Origin of the sequence: Saccharopolyspora mangrovi (genome assembly GCF_035320975.1) — a bacterium.
Taxonomy (GTDB): Bacteria; Actinomycetota; Actinomycetes; order Mycobacteriales; family Pseudonocardiaceae; genus Saccharopolyspora; species Saccharopolyspora mangrovi.
In genome coordinates this window covers 102724-119193 of the sequence record NZ_JAWLNX010000011.1, presented here as the reverse complement: position 1 = coordinate 119193, position 16470 = coordinate 102724, and the positions used below count along the sequence as shown (strand labels likewise).

At 67.9% G+C, this 16470-nt stretch carries 16 protein-coding genes; 9 read left to right on the top strand and 7 right to left on the bottom strand.

Going from position 1 to position 16470, the window contains the following annotated elements; all coding sequences use genetic code 11:
• Positions 1-2: 2 nt before the first annotated feature.
• Positions 3-1136, top strand: a complete 1134-nt coding sequence (locus R4I43_RS17405) for an adenosine deaminase (RefSeq protein ID WP_324266680.1) — start codon at positions 3-5, stop codon at positions 1134-1136.
• A gap of 105 nt (positions 1137-1241) precedes the next feature.
• On the opposite strand, the gene R4I43_RS17400 is transcribed toward R4I43_RS17405, so the two are convergent.
• Both R4I43_RS17400 and R4I43_RS17395 read right to left on the bottom strand, forming a co-directional pair.
• The gene (locus tag R4I43_RS17400) at positions 1242-2192 is read right to left on the bottom strand and encodes a glycosyl hydrolase family 18 protein (RefSeq protein WP_324266679.1); all 951 of its coding nucleotides are present in this window, start codon (positions 2190-2192) and stop codon (positions 1242-1244) included.
• A 159-nt stretch (positions 2193-2351) separates the two neighbouring features.
• Entirely contained in the window at positions 2352-3341 is a 990-nt protein-coding gene (locus tag R4I43_RS17395; RefSeq protein WP_324266764.1) for an NAD-dependent epimerase/dehydratase family protein, read from the bottom strand.
• Between the two features lie 409 nt (positions 3342-3750).
• On the opposite strand from R4I43_RS17395, the gene R4I43_RS17390 reads away from it, so the two are divergent.
• Positions 3751-5322, top strand: coding sequence for a Rieske 2Fe-2S domain-containing protein (locus R4I43_RS17390; protein ID WP_324266678.1), 1572 nt, complete (start codon positions 3751-3753; stop codon positions 5320-5322).
• Positions 5323-5406: 84 nt separating this feature from the next.
• Here the strand turns inward: R4I43_RS17390 and R4I43_RS17385 are convergent, their stop codons facing one another.
• The gene (locus tag R4I43_RS17385; protein WP_324266677.1) at positions 5407-6627 is read right to left on the bottom strand and encodes an NAD(P)/FAD-dependent oxidoreductase; all 1221 of its coding nucleotides are present in this window, start codon (positions 6625-6627) and stop codon (positions 5407-5409) included.
• The gene (locus R4I43_RS17380; RefSeq protein ID WP_324266676.1) at positions 6624-6818 is read right to left on the bottom strand and encodes a ferredoxin; all 195 of its coding nucleotides are present in this window, start codon (positions 6816-6818) and stop codon (positions 6624-6626) included. The genes R4I43_RS17385 and R4I43_RS17380 overlap by 4 nt, the downstream gene beginning before the upstream one ends.
• Before the next feature lie 607 nt (positions 6819-7425).
• Between R4I43_RS17380 and R4I43_RS17375 the strand changes: the two genes are divergently transcribed.
• Complete coding sequence (locus R4I43_RS17375) at positions 7426-8241, top strand: Abi-alpha family protein (protein ID WP_324266675.1); 816 nt, start codon at positions 7426-7428, stop codon at positions 8239-8241.
• 75 nt (positions 8242-8316) lie between these two features.
• Entirely contained in the window at positions 8317-9552 is a 1236-nt protein-coding gene (locus tag R4I43_RS17370) for a DUF445 domain-containing protein (protein WP_324266674.1), read from the top strand.
• Here R4I43_RS17370 and R4I43_RS17365 read toward each other — a convergent pair.
• Complete coding sequence (locus tag R4I43_RS17365) at positions 9549-10166, bottom strand: acyltransferase (protein ID WP_324266673.1); 618 nt, start codon at positions 10164-10166, stop codon at positions 9549-9551. The two genes, R4I43_RS17370 and R4I43_RS17365, sit on opposite strands and share 4 nt — an antisense overlap.
• 508 nt (positions 10167-10674) lie before the next feature.
• Here R4I43_RS17365 and R4I43_RS17360 point away from each other — a divergent pair.
• From R4I43_RS17360 to R4I43_RS17345, 4 genes are all read left to right on the top strand, one after another.
• Positions 10675-10857, top strand: coding sequence for a DUF4236 domain-containing protein (locus R4I43_RS17360; protein ID WP_324266672.1), 183 nt, complete (start codon positions 10675-10677; stop codon positions 10855-10857).
• A 970-nt stretch (positions 10858-11827) separates the two neighbouring features.
• Positions 11828-12667, top strand: coding sequence for a TIGR03857 family LLM class F420-dependent oxidoreductase (locus R4I43_RS17355; RefSeq protein WP_324266671.1), 840 nt, complete (start codon positions 11828-11830; stop codon positions 12665-12667).
• Positions 12664-13098 (top strand): phosphotransferase family protein, encoded by a 435-nt coding sequence (locus R4I43_RS17350; protein ID WP_324266670.1) that lies wholly within the window; start codon positions 12664-12666, stop codon positions 13096-13098. Before R4I43_RS17355 ends, R4I43_RS17350 begins: the two co-directional genes overlap by 4 nt.
• 12 nt (positions 13099-13110) lie before the next feature.
• Positions 13111-13800, top strand: a complete 690-nt coding sequence (locus R4I43_RS17345) for a phosphotransferase (RefSeq protein ID WP_324266669.1) — start codon at positions 13111-13113, stop codon at positions 13798-13800.
• Here the strand turns inward: R4I43_RS17345 and R4I43_RS17340 are convergent.
• Positions 13710-14558 carry a helix-turn-helix transcriptional regulator gene (locus R4I43_RS17340; RefSeq protein ID WP_324266668.1) on the bottom strand — a complete coding sequence of 283 codons (849 nt, stop codon included), beginning with the start codon at positions 14556-14558 and terminating at the stop codon, positions 13710-13712. The genes R4I43_RS17345 and R4I43_RS17340 overlap by 91 nt on opposite strands.
• Positions 14559-14659: 101 nt before the next feature.
• On the opposite strand from R4I43_RS17340, the gene R4I43_RS17335 reads away from it, so the two are divergent.
• Positions 14660-15649 (top strand): aldo/keto reductase, encoded by a 990-nt coding sequence (locus tag R4I43_RS17335; protein WP_324266667.1) that lies wholly within the window; start codon positions 14660-14662, stop codon positions 15647-15649.
• Positions 15650-15656: 7 nt separating this feature from the next.
• On the opposite strand, the gene R4I43_RS17330 is transcribed toward R4I43_RS17335, so the two are convergent.
• Complete coding sequence (locus R4I43_RS17330; protein WP_324266666.1) at positions 15657-16460, bottom strand: SAM-dependent methyltransferase; 804 nt, start codon at positions 16458-16460, stop codon at positions 15657-15659.
• Between the last annotated feature and the right edge of the window lie 10 nt (positions 16461-16470).

The following is a 16470-nucleotide window of genomic DNA, read 5'->3' as shown; positions in this document are numbered from 1 at the left end:
ACGTGGCCGACGTACCGACCGCCGACCAGATCCACCGCGCCCCGAAGGTGCTGCTGCACGACCACCTCGACGGCGGGTTGCGGCCCGAGACGGTCGCGGAGCTGGCCGAGCAGCAGGGCTACGACGCGCTGCCGACCAGGGACACCGACGAGATCCGCGCGTGGTTCGCCGCCGCGACGGAGGCGGGTTCGCTGGAGGAGTACCTGGAGCGCTTCACGCACACCGTCGGCGTCATGCAGACCGCGCCCGCGATCAGCAGGGTCGCCGCCGAGTGCGCCGAAGACCTGGCGGCCGACGGCGTCGTGTACGCCGAGGTCCGCTACGCACCGGAGCTGAGCACGCAGGGAGGCCTCTCGCTGGACGAGGTCGTCGAGGCGATCCTGGACGGTTTCCGCCGCGGCGCGGCCCGGGCGCGCGAGGCGGGCAACCGCATCCGCATCGGCGTCCTGCTGTGCGCCATGCGCCAGGAGTCGAGGGCCGCCGAGATCGCCGAGCTCACCGTGAAGTACCGGGACGAGGGTGTCGTGGGCTTCGACATCGCCGGCCCCGAAGCGGGGTTCCCGCCCACCCGCTCGCTGGAGGCGTTCGAGTACCTGCGCCGGGAGAACTGCCACTTCACCATCCACGCAGGTGAGGGCTTCGGGCTGCCGTCGATCTGGGAGTCCATCCAGTGGTGCGGCGCGGCCCGGCTGGGCCACGGCGTGCGCATCGTCGACGACATCGACATCGCCGAGGACGGCAGCGCGAGGCTGGGCCGGCTGGCCTCGTTCGTCCGCGACCGGCGCATCCCGCTGGAGATGTGCCCGCGCTCGAACGTGCACACCGGCACGGTGCCGTCGGTGGCCGAGCACCCGATCGCCCTGCTGCGGCGGCTGAACTTCCGGGTCACCGTCAACACCGACAACCGGCTGATGAGCCAGACGTCGATGTCCGCGGAGTTCAGCGAGCTCGTCGACAACTTCGGCTACTCGCTCGACGACCTGCAGTGGTTCACCGTCAACGCGATGAAGTCGGCGTTCATCCCGTTCGACCAGCGCCTGGCGCTGATCAACGAGGTCATCAAGCCCGGCTACGCGGCGCTGCGCTCGGAAGCCCTCTTCGGGCCGGTCGCCGAGCACACCCCGGTCCTCGCCTGAGCCCCGCGCGGCGCTCCCGAGCCATCCGCCCGCTCGGGAGCGCCGCATCGCGGCGGTGAGGGCGCTGACGGAACGTCGAGGCGGCATCCGGCGGGTCGAACGAGCTCAGCAGGGTCTCGCAGCACCTGTGGACGCCATCGTCTCCCACATCCGCTCGTCCTCCGGCCCGAAAACCCAGAGGTACACGCCTCGGACGCCGAATTCCCGGGCGAGCTGGAACTTGACCGCCGAGCTGTGGGCGTTTTCGAACCACACCGTGTGCTGGGTACCGCCGTCCCAGTAGTGGAACCACGGCGTCTCACTCCGCTCGTCCCACTGCACTTCCGCGTCGTGCTGCTGGCTCAACTCGTGGGCGCGGGCCCACGAGACGGGAGGTGCCACACCCGTGCTCCAGTCGTAGCCGTAAACCGGGACTCCCAGAACGATCTTGCTCGGCTCGACCTGTGTCGTCGCGTAGGCGAGCACGTCGCGCACCCAATGACCGGGCGCGATCGGGCCGGGTTCGGACGATTCCCAGTGGTAGTCGTAGGCCATTACGCGAACCTCGTCGGCCGCTCGCGCGATCGCTCCGTAGTCCTGGGCGCGGTTGGGCTCGGCTTCGCCCTCGTCGCTCGTCTTGGCCGAGACGGTCACTGCCAGCTGCTTTCCCCTGCTGTGCAGCGCTTCTCCCAAACTGGTCACGAACTCAGTGAACGCGGTTCGGTCAACGGCGCGGAGTTCCTCGTAGTCGATGTCGATCCCCGCGAAGTTCTGAGTGACCGCCAAGGCGGTGAGGTCCTCGATGTGCTTCCGCATCACGGCCGGATCGTGCAACATCCGGGCGACGGGCGCGTACTGCCAACCTCCGTCGAAGTGGTTCGCGACCGTGGGAATGGTGGTCAGCCCCGACGCGTAGATCGATTCGAGGCTTCTCCTCTCCTCTGCGGAGAGGTTGGGCTCGTGGGGGGAGATCTCACCGTCCGGGCGAACGCCGTAGACCCAGGGCGAGGTTCCGGTCAGGGACCGGGCGTGCGCCTGCACGTTCGCTGCACCGTCGGTCAGGTTCCAGTACGGCACGGATAAGACGGCGATTTGTTCAGGGTCACACCCCGGGGCCTGGGAGGAGCCCGGGCTCGCGCAGGCCGCTGCGAGCAAGAGCACCAGCGTGCTGAGCTGGATCGTGCGGGGTCCTCGCCGTGCTCTGCCCGCCGGCGTCCTTTGGGTGGGCACCCCGACTCAGCCTCCCGACTTCAGCGCCGGTTTCGGGGCGGCGCGAGCTTGAGCGGCGACGGACTCGATGATCTGGTCGAGGTTGCGCTCCGGCGAGAAGCCGATCTGCGCGCGCACCTTGCCGCAATCCGGTACTCGGCGCAGTGTGTCTTGATAGCCAGGGCCGAAGACGTCCTCGTAGGGGACGTGCGTGATATCGCTCGAGGATCCCGTGATCGCGATGACACGCCGCGCGAGTTCTTCGATGGTCACCTGTTCGGAGCTGCCGACGTTGAACACCTGGCCGTAAGCGCGACCATCGCGGAGCAGGGCAACCAGAGCGGGAACAACATCGTGCACGTGGCAGAAGCACCTGATCTGCTGACCGTCTCCGAAGACCGTCAGCGCCTCCCCGGCCAGAGCTTGCTCGACGAAACGAGGGATGACCATTCCGTAGCGGCTGTTCTGGCCTGGCCCCACGGTGTTGAACAGCCGCGCGATCACCGCGCGAAGCCCGTGCTCTGCCGCGTGGGCGTAAGCGAGCGTCTCGTCCAGCGCCTTCGCTTCCGCGTAGGACCAACGGCTGTGCAACGGTGTGCCGAGGACCAGGTCGTCGTCCTCGGTGAGGCCGATCTTGGTGTTCCGGCCGTACACCTCGCTCGTGGAGGCCACGAGGACGGGGCGTTGATGACGGCATGCCGCGTCGAGGACGGTCTCGGTTCCGTGGATGTTCGTCTGAAGGCTCTCGAGGGTCTTCTGCGAGATCGTGAAGGTGCCGACGGCCGCAGCGAGGTGGAAGATCCCGTCGACCCCGGAGGCGCATCGGTTCACGAGTTCGGAGTCGAGCACTGACCCCTCGGCGATCTGCAGTCCGGGTTCTTCGGACGCGAACTCGAGATTTCGTTGGGCGCCCGTGCTGAGATCGTCGAGCACCAGGACCTCGTTTCCGATTCGCAACAGGTACTCGGTCAGATGTGATCCAATGAATCCCGCGCCGCCGGTGACCAGGAATCTCATAGTTCTCCCCACCTCCATGACGAGCCCGCGTCCCCAGCGCCTGCTCCTGGCAACCGCACCGCGACCGGGTGGTACCGCGTTCGTAGATCTTTGGTCAGTATCGATGAGGCGGAGGTGGTTCGCCGCTTTGCTTTTCCCATATTCACCCCTCAACCACCACTGTGCACTAGCTACGGCAAGCATTGATCGGCGAAAGCGGAAATCACTCGATCGAGTGATTCCTTGTTGTGATGCCGAGATTAGCGGTGTCTTATGGGCGGCAGCTGCAACACCGGGTCATTAGATCATGGGAACGGCCTTGCGGGGGCTAAAGTCCTGACCAGAGACCAATGGCCTTGCGGTGGCTGTGGACTTCATGGGGATAATGGCGAGGACGTGACGCCGCTCCTCGGGGAGTGGACGAGGGGGAATGATGGAAGATCTGAACACTTTCGTCCGTTTTTACGGGCATGCCAGCATCTTTGTTCAGACGCCAACGGCATCGCTGGTGACGGACCCGTGGTTCTCGTCAAGGGGGGCGTTCCTGTCGAGTTGGCATCAGTTTCCGCGGAACGATTACCTCGACCTCGGTGCGCTGCGCGAAGTAGACTACGTTGTGCTCTCGCACGAGCATCGGGATCATTTCGATGTCGATTTTCTTCGGACGCTCAGCCCGTGGACCAAAATCGTCATTCCTCAATACACCGATGACTACTTGCTGAACGAGCTGAAGGGCAACGTTCCGAACGAAGTCGTGGTCGCGCCGTCGCACCACAAGGTGAACCTCTCCGATGACCTGGTGCTGACGCCGGTCGTGCAATCGGTTCCGATCTGGGACGACTGCACGCTCGTCATCGAAACCCCGGAGACGACCATCGTCGACGTCAACGACATGAAGGTGTCGGCCAAGGACCTGAACTGGATCCGGGACTCCTTCGACATCGACTACCTTTTCATGCAGTTCTCCGGGGCGAATTGGCATCCGTACGTGTACGACTACACCCCTGAGCGCAAGAAGGAGATCTCCCGAGCCAAGCGGGAGAACAAGTTCGCGACGGTCCACAAGACGTTCATCGCCTCGCGGGCGCGGTGGTTGGTTCCCACGGCTGGCCCGCCCTGCTTCCTGGACACGCAGCACTACGACTTGAACTTCGACGGGGACTCGATCTTCCCCACGCAGGCCGACTTCTACAGTTATGCCCAGCGCGAAGGGTTCGCAGATCGAACGATCGTCCTGCTTCCCGGTGACGAAGTCGTGGACCAAGCCGATCACACGGCCGACAACGAAGAGCGGTTGAAATCGGATTGCTTCACGCGCAAGACGAGTTACCTGGCTGAATATCAGCGCGATCGGTTGCCGTTGATTCGTCGGGAACTTGACTCGATCCCGACTCCGGAAGGGTCGCTGCTGAACAAACTCCGGGACCACTTTCAGCCGCTCATCGCCTCCTCGGCGTTCTTCCGGCGACGCATCGGCGGCAGGATGCTGATCCGTACCACGGGGGCGCATCCGGAATCCCTGGTCGTGGATTTCACCAGGTCTGAGGATTCGGTCTACCCACACGCCGGCGAAAGCTGCTTCTACACGTTGGAGATCGAGGACAAGCTGCTGAACCTGGTGCTGGACCAGAAGCTGAGCTGGGAAGAACTGCTGCTGAGCCTACGAGTCCGGGCCAGCAGGGAACCGGATCAGTATAACGAGTCGCTGGTGGTCTTCCTCCGGTTCGCCGACCCCGACAGCTACCGGGCGTATGCGCGCTATGAGAGGCGGAAGCAACTCGACGAACGAGCAGTCGTGCACGACAACGGGCAGGAGTACGAGATCCAGCGCTATTGCCCCCACGCGATGGCGGACCTGTCGCAGGGCGAGATCCGGGATGGGTGCATCGTGTGCCCCGGGCACGGATGGGCGTTCAGGCTCTCCGATGGGCAGTGCACCACGAGTTCCGTCACGATCGCGGCACGATTAATCCAGTCCAGCGCTGATGCAGGGACGAATTAGAGGCTGATGGAGTGGTTGGTGCTGCCGGGCTTCCAGGATTCGGATTCCCGGTGTCCACCGCTTCCGGTGTGCGGTTATGCAACTTCAGGCAGCCATGCCGGCGGCTTTCCGGACCTGAGCCACCGCTTCGTCCAGCGACCCTCCCCCGGTGATGACCCGCCGGCACAGGGCGACCGCTCGTGTCCAACCAAAACCCAAGGCCGCGGAGAGAGCGCCGTTCTCCGAGAACAGCACGAGCCGGTGGGCTCCGCCCCCGGGCCGGGTGAGCACGGTCGTCCGCATCCCCGGATCTGCCTGACCGACGAGTTGAATCCTCTGGCCGTACTGGTCCGACCAGAAGTACGGCACGGCGTCCAAGGCCCGCTGTTGATGCGGGTGGGTGATGTTGTGGGCGACGATCCGAGCCTGCTCGTTGGCGCTGGTCCAGTGCTCCACCCGGATCCGGCGTCCAGTACTGGGGTTGAGCCAGCTCGCGACGTCGCCGGCAGCGTAGATGCGATGTTCCTGGTCGGCGCAGCCGAACTCGTCGCAGACAACACCATCGTCGAGCGGCACGGCGGAGTTCTCCAGCCAGCCAGTGTTCGGACGTACTCCGATGCCGACGACGACGAGACCGGCATCGAGACGTGCTCCATCGCTGAGGCGAACCCGTTCAACACGGCTGCTGCCGTCGCACCCCTCGACTGCGACGTTGCACATGACCGTCACGCCGTGCTCTTCGTGGATCTGCCCGCACATCGCCCCCGCTGAGGCGCCGACCGCGCGCTCGAGGGGTGCGGCGAGCGCCTCGACGATCGTGACGTGCAGGCCGAGTTCTCTCGCCACCGCCGCGACTTCAGCGCCGACGAAGCCGCCGCCCACGACCACCAGCGGTCCTCCCCGCAGCAGGTCCGACCGAATGGCCGTGCAGTCGTCGAGCGTGCGCAGCGTGTGCACACCAGGTGGTAATCGGCCCGGCAGAGTGCGCGGTGCGGCGCCAGTGGCGATGATCAGGGCATCGAACCTGAGCGCCTCGCCGGTGTCCACCACCAGCTGGTGGTCGGCGGTGTGCAGCGCTTTGGCGGTGGTACCGAGCCGAAGCTCGACGGAACCGTCGAGCCCGGTGCCCTCGGCGGCGCCGAGGAAGGCGTGCTGCGGTGACCACTGTCCCGCCAGCACCTGCTTCGACAGGGGCGGGCGATCGTAGGGCGGATGCGTCTCCGCTCCGACCAGCACGACCTCCCCGTCATATCTCTGCGCGCGCAGTTCCTGCGCGGCGCGGAAACCGGCCAGGCCCGCACCGACGATGACGACTCGCCGAGTCATCGGTCGAGAGCGAGGGCCTGGACCGGGCAGTTCCGGACCGCCTCCTCGACCTCCGCCTGCTGGGACTCGTCCACTGCGTCCTGGAGAACTTCAACGGTGCCGTCCTCATCGAGGTCGAAGAAGTCGGGCGCCGCGATCTGGCAGTTGGCGTGCCCGTCGCACTTGCCCTTGTCTGCTCGTAAGCGTCTCATCGGGGCTCTCCTTGCGTTGTTCGTGCTGCTGAGGCTGGTTTGTGCCCCCAGAGCTCGAGGACGTCCCCAGTGGTGAACTGGTACGCCGTGTCCTGTACGACGCCGTTCCCGCTCGGCGATGCCAGTCCGACGACTGCGGCTCCGGCATGGCCTGGTTCGAGGTGCAGATCGTTTTGACCTGCCCCAGGAGCGGCTCACGCTTCGGCACCTGCGGTCGGGAGTGCCGACCTGTTCCGCCACCCAACCTGCACCAGGGTGGTGCGGTCCTGTAGGGCTCAAAGTCCTGGTCACTGCGTCTCTCGGAGTGGGAACTCCCGCCGGTCGCCCTGGGGCAGCGAGGACGTCCCGCGGGTACTCCTCGTGCGCTGTGCGAACAGGTCTTCGTCGAGGCGTCGGAGTGGGTCCGTCCAGTCCGCATTGCTGCGTTGGAGAACTTCTGCGGGAGGGGGGAGGTGGCCGAGAACGTGCAGCGCGCCGAGGTCGCATCCGAGTGGAAACAAGACACCCCCGGTCTGGTCTGCGCAGGGTTGGGCAGGAGATACTCGCCCACATCGCTGATCCACGCCGGACCGGATCGCGATGAGTCGGGGTAGACGTAGGGGGCCGCGTGACAGGGGAGATCGAGCTCAGCCGACGAGCCGAAGAGCACCACGAGGACGAGGAGTCGGCGGGCTCGAACGTGCTGGGCGGCCTGCTGGGACTGGCCGGCCGAGTCGGTCGCGACGTCGCGCGCACCGGCATGGGCTTGGTGCGGGAGCTGCCCGGTGGCGTCGAGGTGGAGCGCCAGGTGCAGGCCATCGAGAAGGTCGTGGCCTCCGGGGTGCGGGTCTGGCTGGACTCGGTCGACGAACGCGAGAGCGCCGAGGAAGACCTCGCCGAGCCCGCGCAGCCCGAGGACGACGAGGCCGAACCGGTTCAGGACGGCCTCCGGGAAGCGATGTCCGAGCTGCTGTTCCGCTCGGCCACGGCCGGCAAGGCCGAGGCCCGCGAGTACCTCTACGCCGGGATCCTGCGGCTGATCACCCCCGACGAGGCCCGCATCCTCGCGGGTCTCGGCGACGGCGTCGCCTACCCGGTCGTGCACGTCGCCGAACGTTCCGGCATCGGCGGGACCAGCAGGTTCGTGCTCCGCAACGGTTCCACGGTCGGCCGGGCCGTGGGAGTGGCGCTGCACGACGAGGTTCCGCACTACCTGACCCGCCTGCAGGCGCTGGGGCTGGTGGAGATCGGCGCCGAGCTCGACGCGATGGACGACCAGTACGAGATCCTGCAGACCGAGTCGCGGATCCGGGAAGCGCTGCGCTCGGCGAAGTCGACGAAGGTGATCCGCCGCAGCGTGCGGATGTCCGAACTCGGCGCGCGGTTCTGGCGCCGATGCGACCCCACCCTGATATCCGGTGCCGAGGATGCGTTGAAGGCGTAGCCGCGCGAGATAAGGTCACAGCCACTGTGTCGGCGCGCACAGGTGGTTTCGGGGTTTTTCGGGGAAGGGTGTGAGATGGGAGCGATCCTCCAGGACTTCAGCGAGCACTGGATGCTCTACCTCTCCATCCCGATCGTGGCGGCCTTGATCGGTTACGTCACGAAGGTCCTCGCCATCAAGATGATGTTCTACCCGGTGGAGTTCCGGGGCAAGAAGCCGTTCTTAGGGTGGCAGGGCATCGTTCCCAAGCACGCGGCGAAGATGGCCGGCATCGCCTGCGACACGCTCACCGAACAGCTGCTGCGCCCCCAGGACGTCGTCGCGAGGCTTGATCCGGAACGCATCGTCGCCGAGGTCGAGGGCCCGCTCCGGCACGCGATCGAGGAGATCGTCGAGGAGGTCGCCTCCACCTACCAGCCGGGCATGTGGGAGGCGATGCCGAAGGTCGTCCGCCGGGCCATGATCCAGCGGGTCCAGAACGACGCTCCGCGGATGCTGTCGGACATCATGGACGAGATCAAGTCCGATGTGGACAACGTCTTCGACCTCAAGGCGATGGTGGTCACCGCGCTGGTGCGGGACAAGGAACTGCTCAACCGGATCTTCCTGGAGGCCGGGAACAAGGAGTTCCAGTTCATCCGGCGTTCCGGCGCGGTGTTCGGGTTCCTCATCGGCCTGGTGCAGATGTCGGCCTGGGTGCTGTTCAAGGCGCCGATCCTGATGCCCATGTTCGGCCTGTTCACCGGGTGGTTCACCGACTGGCTCGCGCTGAAGATGATCTTCCGGCCGCAGCAGCCGACCACCTACCTCGGGCTGTTCGAGTGGCAGGGCCTGTTCCTCAAGCGCCGCAAGGAGGTCTCCGAGGCCTACGGCGATTTGATCGCCAAGGAGATCGTGACGCCCCGCAACGTCATCGAGGCGGTGCTGCGGGGTCCGCTGTCGGACAAGGTGCTGGCGCTGGTGACGCGCAAGGTCGACGAGGAGCTCAACCGGCGCACCAGCATCGCCAAGCCGCTGGTGGTCTTCGCTGTCGGCGGGCGCCGCTACCAGGACCTCAAGGGCCGCATCGCCGAGATGGTGATGAGCAAGCTGCCGGAGACCATGAGCTACGTCGAGGACTACGCCGCCGACGCGATGGACATCCGCAACACCCTGGTCAGCAAGATGCAGGAGCTCGAACCCGAGGAGTTCGAGGAGCTGCTGCGCCCGGCCTTCCGCGAGGAGGAGTGGATGCTGATCGCCACCGGTGCCCTGCTCGGCTTCGCCGTCGGTGAGGTGCAGGTCCTGGCCCTGGAGTTCCTCTCCAGCTAGACGGCGTCGGCCTCGACGGCCGCGTGGGTCCGGATGACGCGCGCGGGAACCCCGGCCAGCACGCTGTTCGGCGGGTACACCCCGGCGGTCACCTGGGCGCCGGAGGCGACGATCGAGTTCTCGCCGATCTGCGCCCCGGCGAGGATGACCGAGCCGGTGCTGATCACGGTTCCGGAACCGATGCTCACCGGTCGCACCGGCAGCGGCCACTGCGCCGCGACGGGCACGTCGGTGAGGTCGTGGCGGTGGTGGTGGTCGACGATCGTGACCCGGCTGGAGGTCCACACGTCATCGCCCAGGACCACCGACGACATCGCCAGGATCTCGGAGTTGCGGCCGAGCACGCAGCGATCGCCCATGACGATGATCGGCTCGCCCTCGCCCAGGCGGGCTCCGGGCAGCCCGGCGGAGAGCACCGAGTGCTCGTTGATGATGCAGTCGGCCCCGATGTGGATGCGCTCGGTCCCGGTCAGCGCTCCCTGCGGGAACGCCAGGTGGCTGCGCGCTCCCATCGCACCGAAGCCGCGCCCTTCCCGGGTCCGCGCGGTGATCGCCGCACCGTTGCGCGCCCACTGCCACCAAGCCCGCGTCAGCCGGCCCAACCAACGGTTCATCTGTCGACCTCGAACGACGGCGCCACCACGCGCTCCAACACGACCCCTACCCAGCAGTAGGAAGGCCACCTTAACCGAACCCCATCCCGATCATCGACGCCGATGCGGCCATCGGTCTCACCGGCGACGGTCGACAGGCGGCAGCGATCACTGCTGCTCGCCCTTGAGCGTCCCGCAGCAGTCCGCGCAGGTCGGGTAGCAGATCCAGTCCATCTCGGTACCGCGTTTCTCTTGGGGCGCAGGGCGATTCTCGACGGCGATAGCGGCACCGTGGACGCCCCGGGGCCGCTGCGAGGCCCAACGCTCACATCGCCTTGGACGCTGATCCGGAGGTCCTGATCGAGCTGCTGAGCAAGACGTTCAGCAGGAGCTGATCTCGTGCCGGTGGAGGGGTGAAGATCATCTTTGTGGCTGGGGGTGTCCGTTGTGTGATTTGCTGGGTGTTGTGTCCGGCCACTGCGGGTTCGACTCGCGTGCGCTGAAGCGAAGTTCTGCGGAGGTGCGAGTAATGGGTTTTCACCTGCACAGGCGGGTTCGACTTGGGCCGATCTACCTCAACATCCACAACACGCGCATCACGTCGTGGGGGTTCAAGCTCGGTCGGTTCAGCCGGAACATGACCCACGGCAAGACGACCATCGACACGCCCGGTCCGGGGCACTACACGTTCCGGGGCAAGCGGCGTCGTTGAGCTGAGTTGGGAAGAGGTGGACCGGACGGCGGGGGACAGTCCGGTCCACCTCGGCTTTCGGGGGTGTTACGGGAGGAGCTGCGCCTCTGCCGCGGGGGTGACGGCAGAGGCAGGTTCGGGGGCGGGGGCCGCGAGTGCCTGAGTGGTCGGGGCGATCGTGGCCAAGGCCAGGACCGCGGCTGCGGCCAGGCCGTGGGTCAGGCGGCTGGGGTCCTCGCGAGTGGACTCCGGCAGCAGGTTCAGGAGACGCTGGCGAAACACGGCTTCCTTTCGGGGTTGAAACGTCTACCGGGATCGCGAGTCCGGGAACGGCCGCAACCGTTCGGGGGGACCGGTGCGCCGGGGACGGCTGACCGCCGTGACCGTTCCGTGACTCGCCTGACCGAAGGTAACCGGGGGTAGTCGCGCCTTCAAGCAACCATCACGCGAATGGGGCATGCGCAGGGGTGGAAACCCCGATCGACTGCGGAGGGTGACCGCAGGTGTTCATGTGCGACCAGCGAAAACGGATTCGCCCGCACGCCGCTGTGAGGTCCGGCACAAGGTCCAGAAGCCCCTGGTCAGAAGGCTTCTCGCCGTCGAGTTCGTGTTCGACGGCACCGTGGTGCGGCATTGGGCCGAACCAGTGGATCCACCCGCCGGACCCTGGTCGCGCATCGAGGTGGACCCTAGATTTGACGCCTGTCCAGTCAGTGGTCCGCCACGGCAGCGGAAGGGTGCGCATGAGCGGTCAGGAGTTCCCCGAGCTCGCCTGCTACGGCTTGGCCGGGCACAGCGACTCCCCGCGCGACGTCCTCGACGAAGTCCGCCTCGCCGAGCGGCTGGGCATCGGGTCGATGCTGCTGTCCGAGCGGTTCAACGCCAAAGACGCCGGAGTCCTCGCCGGTGCGGTCGCCGCAGCGTCGCGCTCGACGGGATCGGCATCGCTGCGACCAACCACAACACCCGGCATCCGCTGGTCACCGCGACGATGGCCGCCACCGCCCACCGCCTGTCCGGCGGCCGCTACGCGCTGGGTCTCGGACGCGGGTTCGGGGCGTTGTTCGAGGTCATGGGCCTGCCGAAGGTCACGGGTGGGCAGCTGCGCGACGTGGTGGAGCTCTACCGGCGGTTGTGGCGCGGCGAGGCCGTGCTCGACCACCGCGGACCGGCCGGGACGTACCCCTACCTGCAGCAGGACTCGAGCTTCGACGAAAACATCCCGGTGATGCTGGCCGCGATCGGCGATCGGACGCTGGAACTGGCCGGGGAGATCGCCGACGGAGTCGTCCTGCACTCCTTCTTCGCCGACGACACCCTGGCGCGGGCCGTGCGGGTGATCCGGTCCGCCGCCGAGGGCGCCGGTCGTGACCCGACGTCCGTGCGCGTGTGGTCGGTGCTGGTCACGGTGCCCGAGCCGATGCCGCAGGAGCGGGTGCTGCGACGGCTGACCGGGCGGCTGGCCACCTACCTGCAGGGGTACGGCGACGTCCTGGTGCGGGCGAACGGCTGGGACCCGGAGGCGTTGCGCGCGTTCCGGGGCGATCCGGTGGTCGCGGGGTTCCCGGGTGCCTTCGACGCGGTCGCCACCGCGGAGCAGCTGGCCCACCTGCACGAGTTGCTCCCGGCGGAATGGCTCGACGCCGCTGCGGTCGGCGGTCCGCGCAGATGTGCTGAACGGATCGGCGACCAGTTCTCCGCCGGAGCCGACGGGGTCGTGCTGCACGCTGCTGAACCCGCCGAACTCCCAGGCGTCCTCGACGCCTGGCGCGAGGTCCGGGCCCCAGCGGCCTTCTCGTCGTTGCCGGTCAACCCCGGACGGTCCGCGTGATCGAACCGATCGACACCGCTGAGGAGATTACCGCGGACTGGTTGGGGCGAGCGCTCGGCGGCGAGGTCACCGCCGTGGACGTGCGGCGGATCGGGTCGGGGCAGATCGGATCGTGCTTCCGGTGCGAGGTGACCGGTTCCGGAGTGCCGTCGCGGGTGGTGGTCAAGCTGCAGACCGCCGATGCCGGCACTCGCGGGATGCTGGCCGGGGCCTACCGCAGCGAGATCAACTTCTACCGGGAGCTGGCCGGGACCGTGGCGGTCGCCGTCCCGCACTGCCACGCGGCCACCGACGTCGCACCGGACGGCAGGTTCGCCCTCGTGCTCGAAGACCTCGCCCCCGCTCAGCCGGGTGATCAGCTCGCCGGGTGGGACGCGGAGCGCATCCACGCCGCGGCGGTGAACCTCGCCGGACTGCACGGTCCCCGCTGATGCGACGCCGCGTTGCTGGACACCGGCTGGCTCGCTCCGCACACCGAGGCCGACGCCCGGGTGCTCGCCGAGGTCTACGGACCGGCCGTCGACGCGTTCATCGCGAGAGTCGGAAACCTGCTCAGCGCCAAGGCGATCGCGACGCTGAAGACCACTGTGGACGCGGTGGCGGAGTGGTCGCTGGCGCGCGGCGAGTGCTCCGCCCTCCTGCACGGCGACTACCGGCTGGACAACCTCATGGTCCGCCCCGACACCGGTGAGGTGCGCGCCGTCGACTGGCAGACCCTCAGCCTCGGCCTACCGGCTCCCGACCTGGCCTACCTCATCAGCACCGGCATGACCCCGGACGAGCGCCGCGCCCACGAGCACGACCTCGTCGCCGACTACCACCGCGGGTTGCGAGCTCACGGCGTCACCGACTACACCTTCGAAACCTGCTGGCAGGACTACCGCCTCGCGATGCTGCAAGCAGCCCTCGTCCCCGTCTTCGGCTGCGCCTACGGCACCCGGACCGATCGGGGGCGACCGCATGTTCGCCGAGATGGTCCGGCGCGGCTGCGGAGCGATCGACGACCACGGCACCCTCGACCTGATCACCTGACCCGAACCGGTCACGGGGTGGCCGGGCCGAGGTTCTGGGTGCCGATGACTCGCAGGAGGTCGAGTTTCTCGCGGGCGTCGGTGCCTTTGGTGGGGAAGTAGGCGAGGAACTTGAGGTCGGCGTCGGGGGTGAGCAGCGTTTCGCAGCTGACGTCGACCTCACCGACCTCCGTGTGTAGGAAGCGCTTGCGGTCCTTGTGCCGGACGCCGACCTCGTGCCGCTCCCACAGGTCGCGGAACTCGGTGCTGCGGGCCAGCAGGTCGTCGACGAGGCTGGTGATGTCGTGCTCGCCCGCGCGCCGGGAGTAGGTGGCGCGCAGGTCGCTGACGTGGGCTGCCGAGTGGTGCGCCCAATCCTCCTCGGGCATGCCGGTGCGGATCTCGGGATCGGTGAACCAGCTCCACACGACGCTGCGGTGACGCCCGGTGCGCTGCCGGTGCCGGCCCATGAGGGCGGTGGCCAACGGGTTCTGCCAGAGGATCTCGTTGAGATCGGTGCAGATGCAGACCGGCACGTCGGTGAGCCGGTCGGCCAGGCTGATCAGGCCCGGCCGGATGTGCCCATCGGCGCGGCGCGGTGGTGAGCTCAGGCCCGCCAGGTGGAACAGGTGGTCGCGTTCGTCCAGGTCGAACCGCAGCGCGCGGGCGAGACCCGCCACGACGGGCTCCGACGGGTGCGAGCCGCGCTGCTGCTCCAGACGCGTGTAGTAGTCGGTGGAGATCCCGGCCAGCTGGGCCACCTCGTCGCGGCGCAGACCGGGCGTGCGCCGGCGGACGCCCTCGGGCATGCCGACGTCGGTCGGCCGCAGCACCGCGCGGCGTCGGCGCAGGAAGTCGGCGAGTCCTGGTCGGTCGATCACACCTCCCATCATCGGCCCGCGCGGGCCCGGCAGCCAGGGAGAGCGCGTCCCTGGATGAGGCGGGCCTGGGCCGGAGCCCGCCGAGTGCGCACGGTGGTGGCATGACAACTCAGCTCACCACCCGCCGCCTCGGCGCCACCGGCCCCGCCGTCACGTCCCCCGGACTCGGCTGCATGGGCCTGTCCGGTGCCTACGGCCAGACCGACGACGACCAGAGCGTCCAGGTCATCCACGCCTACCTCGACGCGGGCGGAACTCTGCTCGACACCGGCGACTTCTACGGGCACGGCCACAACGAGATGCTGATCGGCCGCGCGCTCGAGGACCGCGACCGGGACGAGGTCGTCCTCTCGGTGAAGTTCGGTGCCATGCGCGGGCCCGACGGCGCACCGGTCGGCTACGACGCCCGTCCCGCGGCGGTGCAGAACTTCCTGACCTACTCGCTGAACCGCCTCGGCGTCGACCACATCGACGTCTACCGGCCCGCCCGGCTCGACCCGAACGTGCCCATCGAGGACACGATCGGTGCGATCGCCGAGATGGTCGAGAAGGGCCACGTCCGCCACATCGGGCTCAGCGAGGTCGGAGCGGACACGATCCGCCGCGCGGCCGCCGTCGCCCCGATCAGCGACCTGCAGATCGAGTACTCGCTGCTCACCCGCACGATCGAGGACGAGATCCTGCCGACCTGCCGCGAACTCGGCATCGGCATCACCGCCTACAGCGTGCTCTCCCGCGGCCTCATCGGCGGCAGCGGAGCGGTCGGCGGCTCGCTGCCGCACATGCCGCGCTTCCAGGAGGGCAACCGCGAGCACAACGAGGCGTTGGTGGCGCGGGTGCGCGAGATCGCGGCCGAGAAGGGAGCGACCGTGGCGCAGCTGGCCATCGCCTGGGTCGCCGCGCAGGGCGAGGAGATCTTGCCCGTCATCGGCGTCCGCCGCCCGGAGCAGATCGCCTCGATGATCGCGAGCAACGACATCGTGCTCGACGCCGACGACCTCGCCCGCATCGACGAGCTCGTCCCGCGCGGTGCGGTGCGCGGCGACCGCTACCCGAGCCCGCACATGGCCGAGCTCGACAGCGAGAGGTGAACCGCCGTCAGGGCTTCCGGGCGACGAGGCCGTACTGGGGGACGCTGGGCTCGGAGGCGTCGGGGTTGCGCCACAGCGCGCAGGAGACGATGCCCGGCTCGAGGACCTCCAGGCCGTCGACGAACGCGGCGATCTCGTCCCGGCCTCGCGCGGTGATCGGGGGAGTGGCGTTCTTGTTCCAGAAGTCCATCGCCGCGCGGTTGGCCTCGCCGTCGAGCTCGGTCGTCGGGTGGCTGATCGCCACGTAGCTGCCGGAGGGGATCGCCCGCACCAGCCGGGCGACGACGTCGGCGGCCTGGCTGGTGTCGGGGATGAAGTTGAGGATCCCCAGCAGCATCACCGCGATCGGCTGCTGGAAGTTCAGCGTGCGCGAGGACGCCCGCAGGATCTCCTCGGTGTGCCGGGCGTCGGCCTCGACGTAGTCGGTGCGGCCGGTCGGCGAGCTGGCCAGCAGCGCGCGGGCGTGGGTGAGCACCAGCGGGTCGTTGTCGACGTAGACCACGTGCGACTCCGGCGCGATCCGCTGCGCCACCTGGTGGGTGTTGTCGGCGGTCGGCAGGCCGGTGCCGATGTCGAGGTACCGGCGGATGCCGACCTCACCCGCCAGGTGCACCACCGCTCGCTGGAGGAAACCGCGGTCGGCCCGGGCGACGTCGGCGATCAGCGGGAACAGGCCGTGGATGTGGTCGCCGACCTGGCGGTCGACCTCGTAGTGGTCCTTGCCGCCCAGCCAGTAGTTCCACACCCGCGCGTTGTGCGCGACCGTGGTGTTGACGTCTCGCAGCGGTGCGTCCGCCGACCAATCGCTCATCAGATCCGCT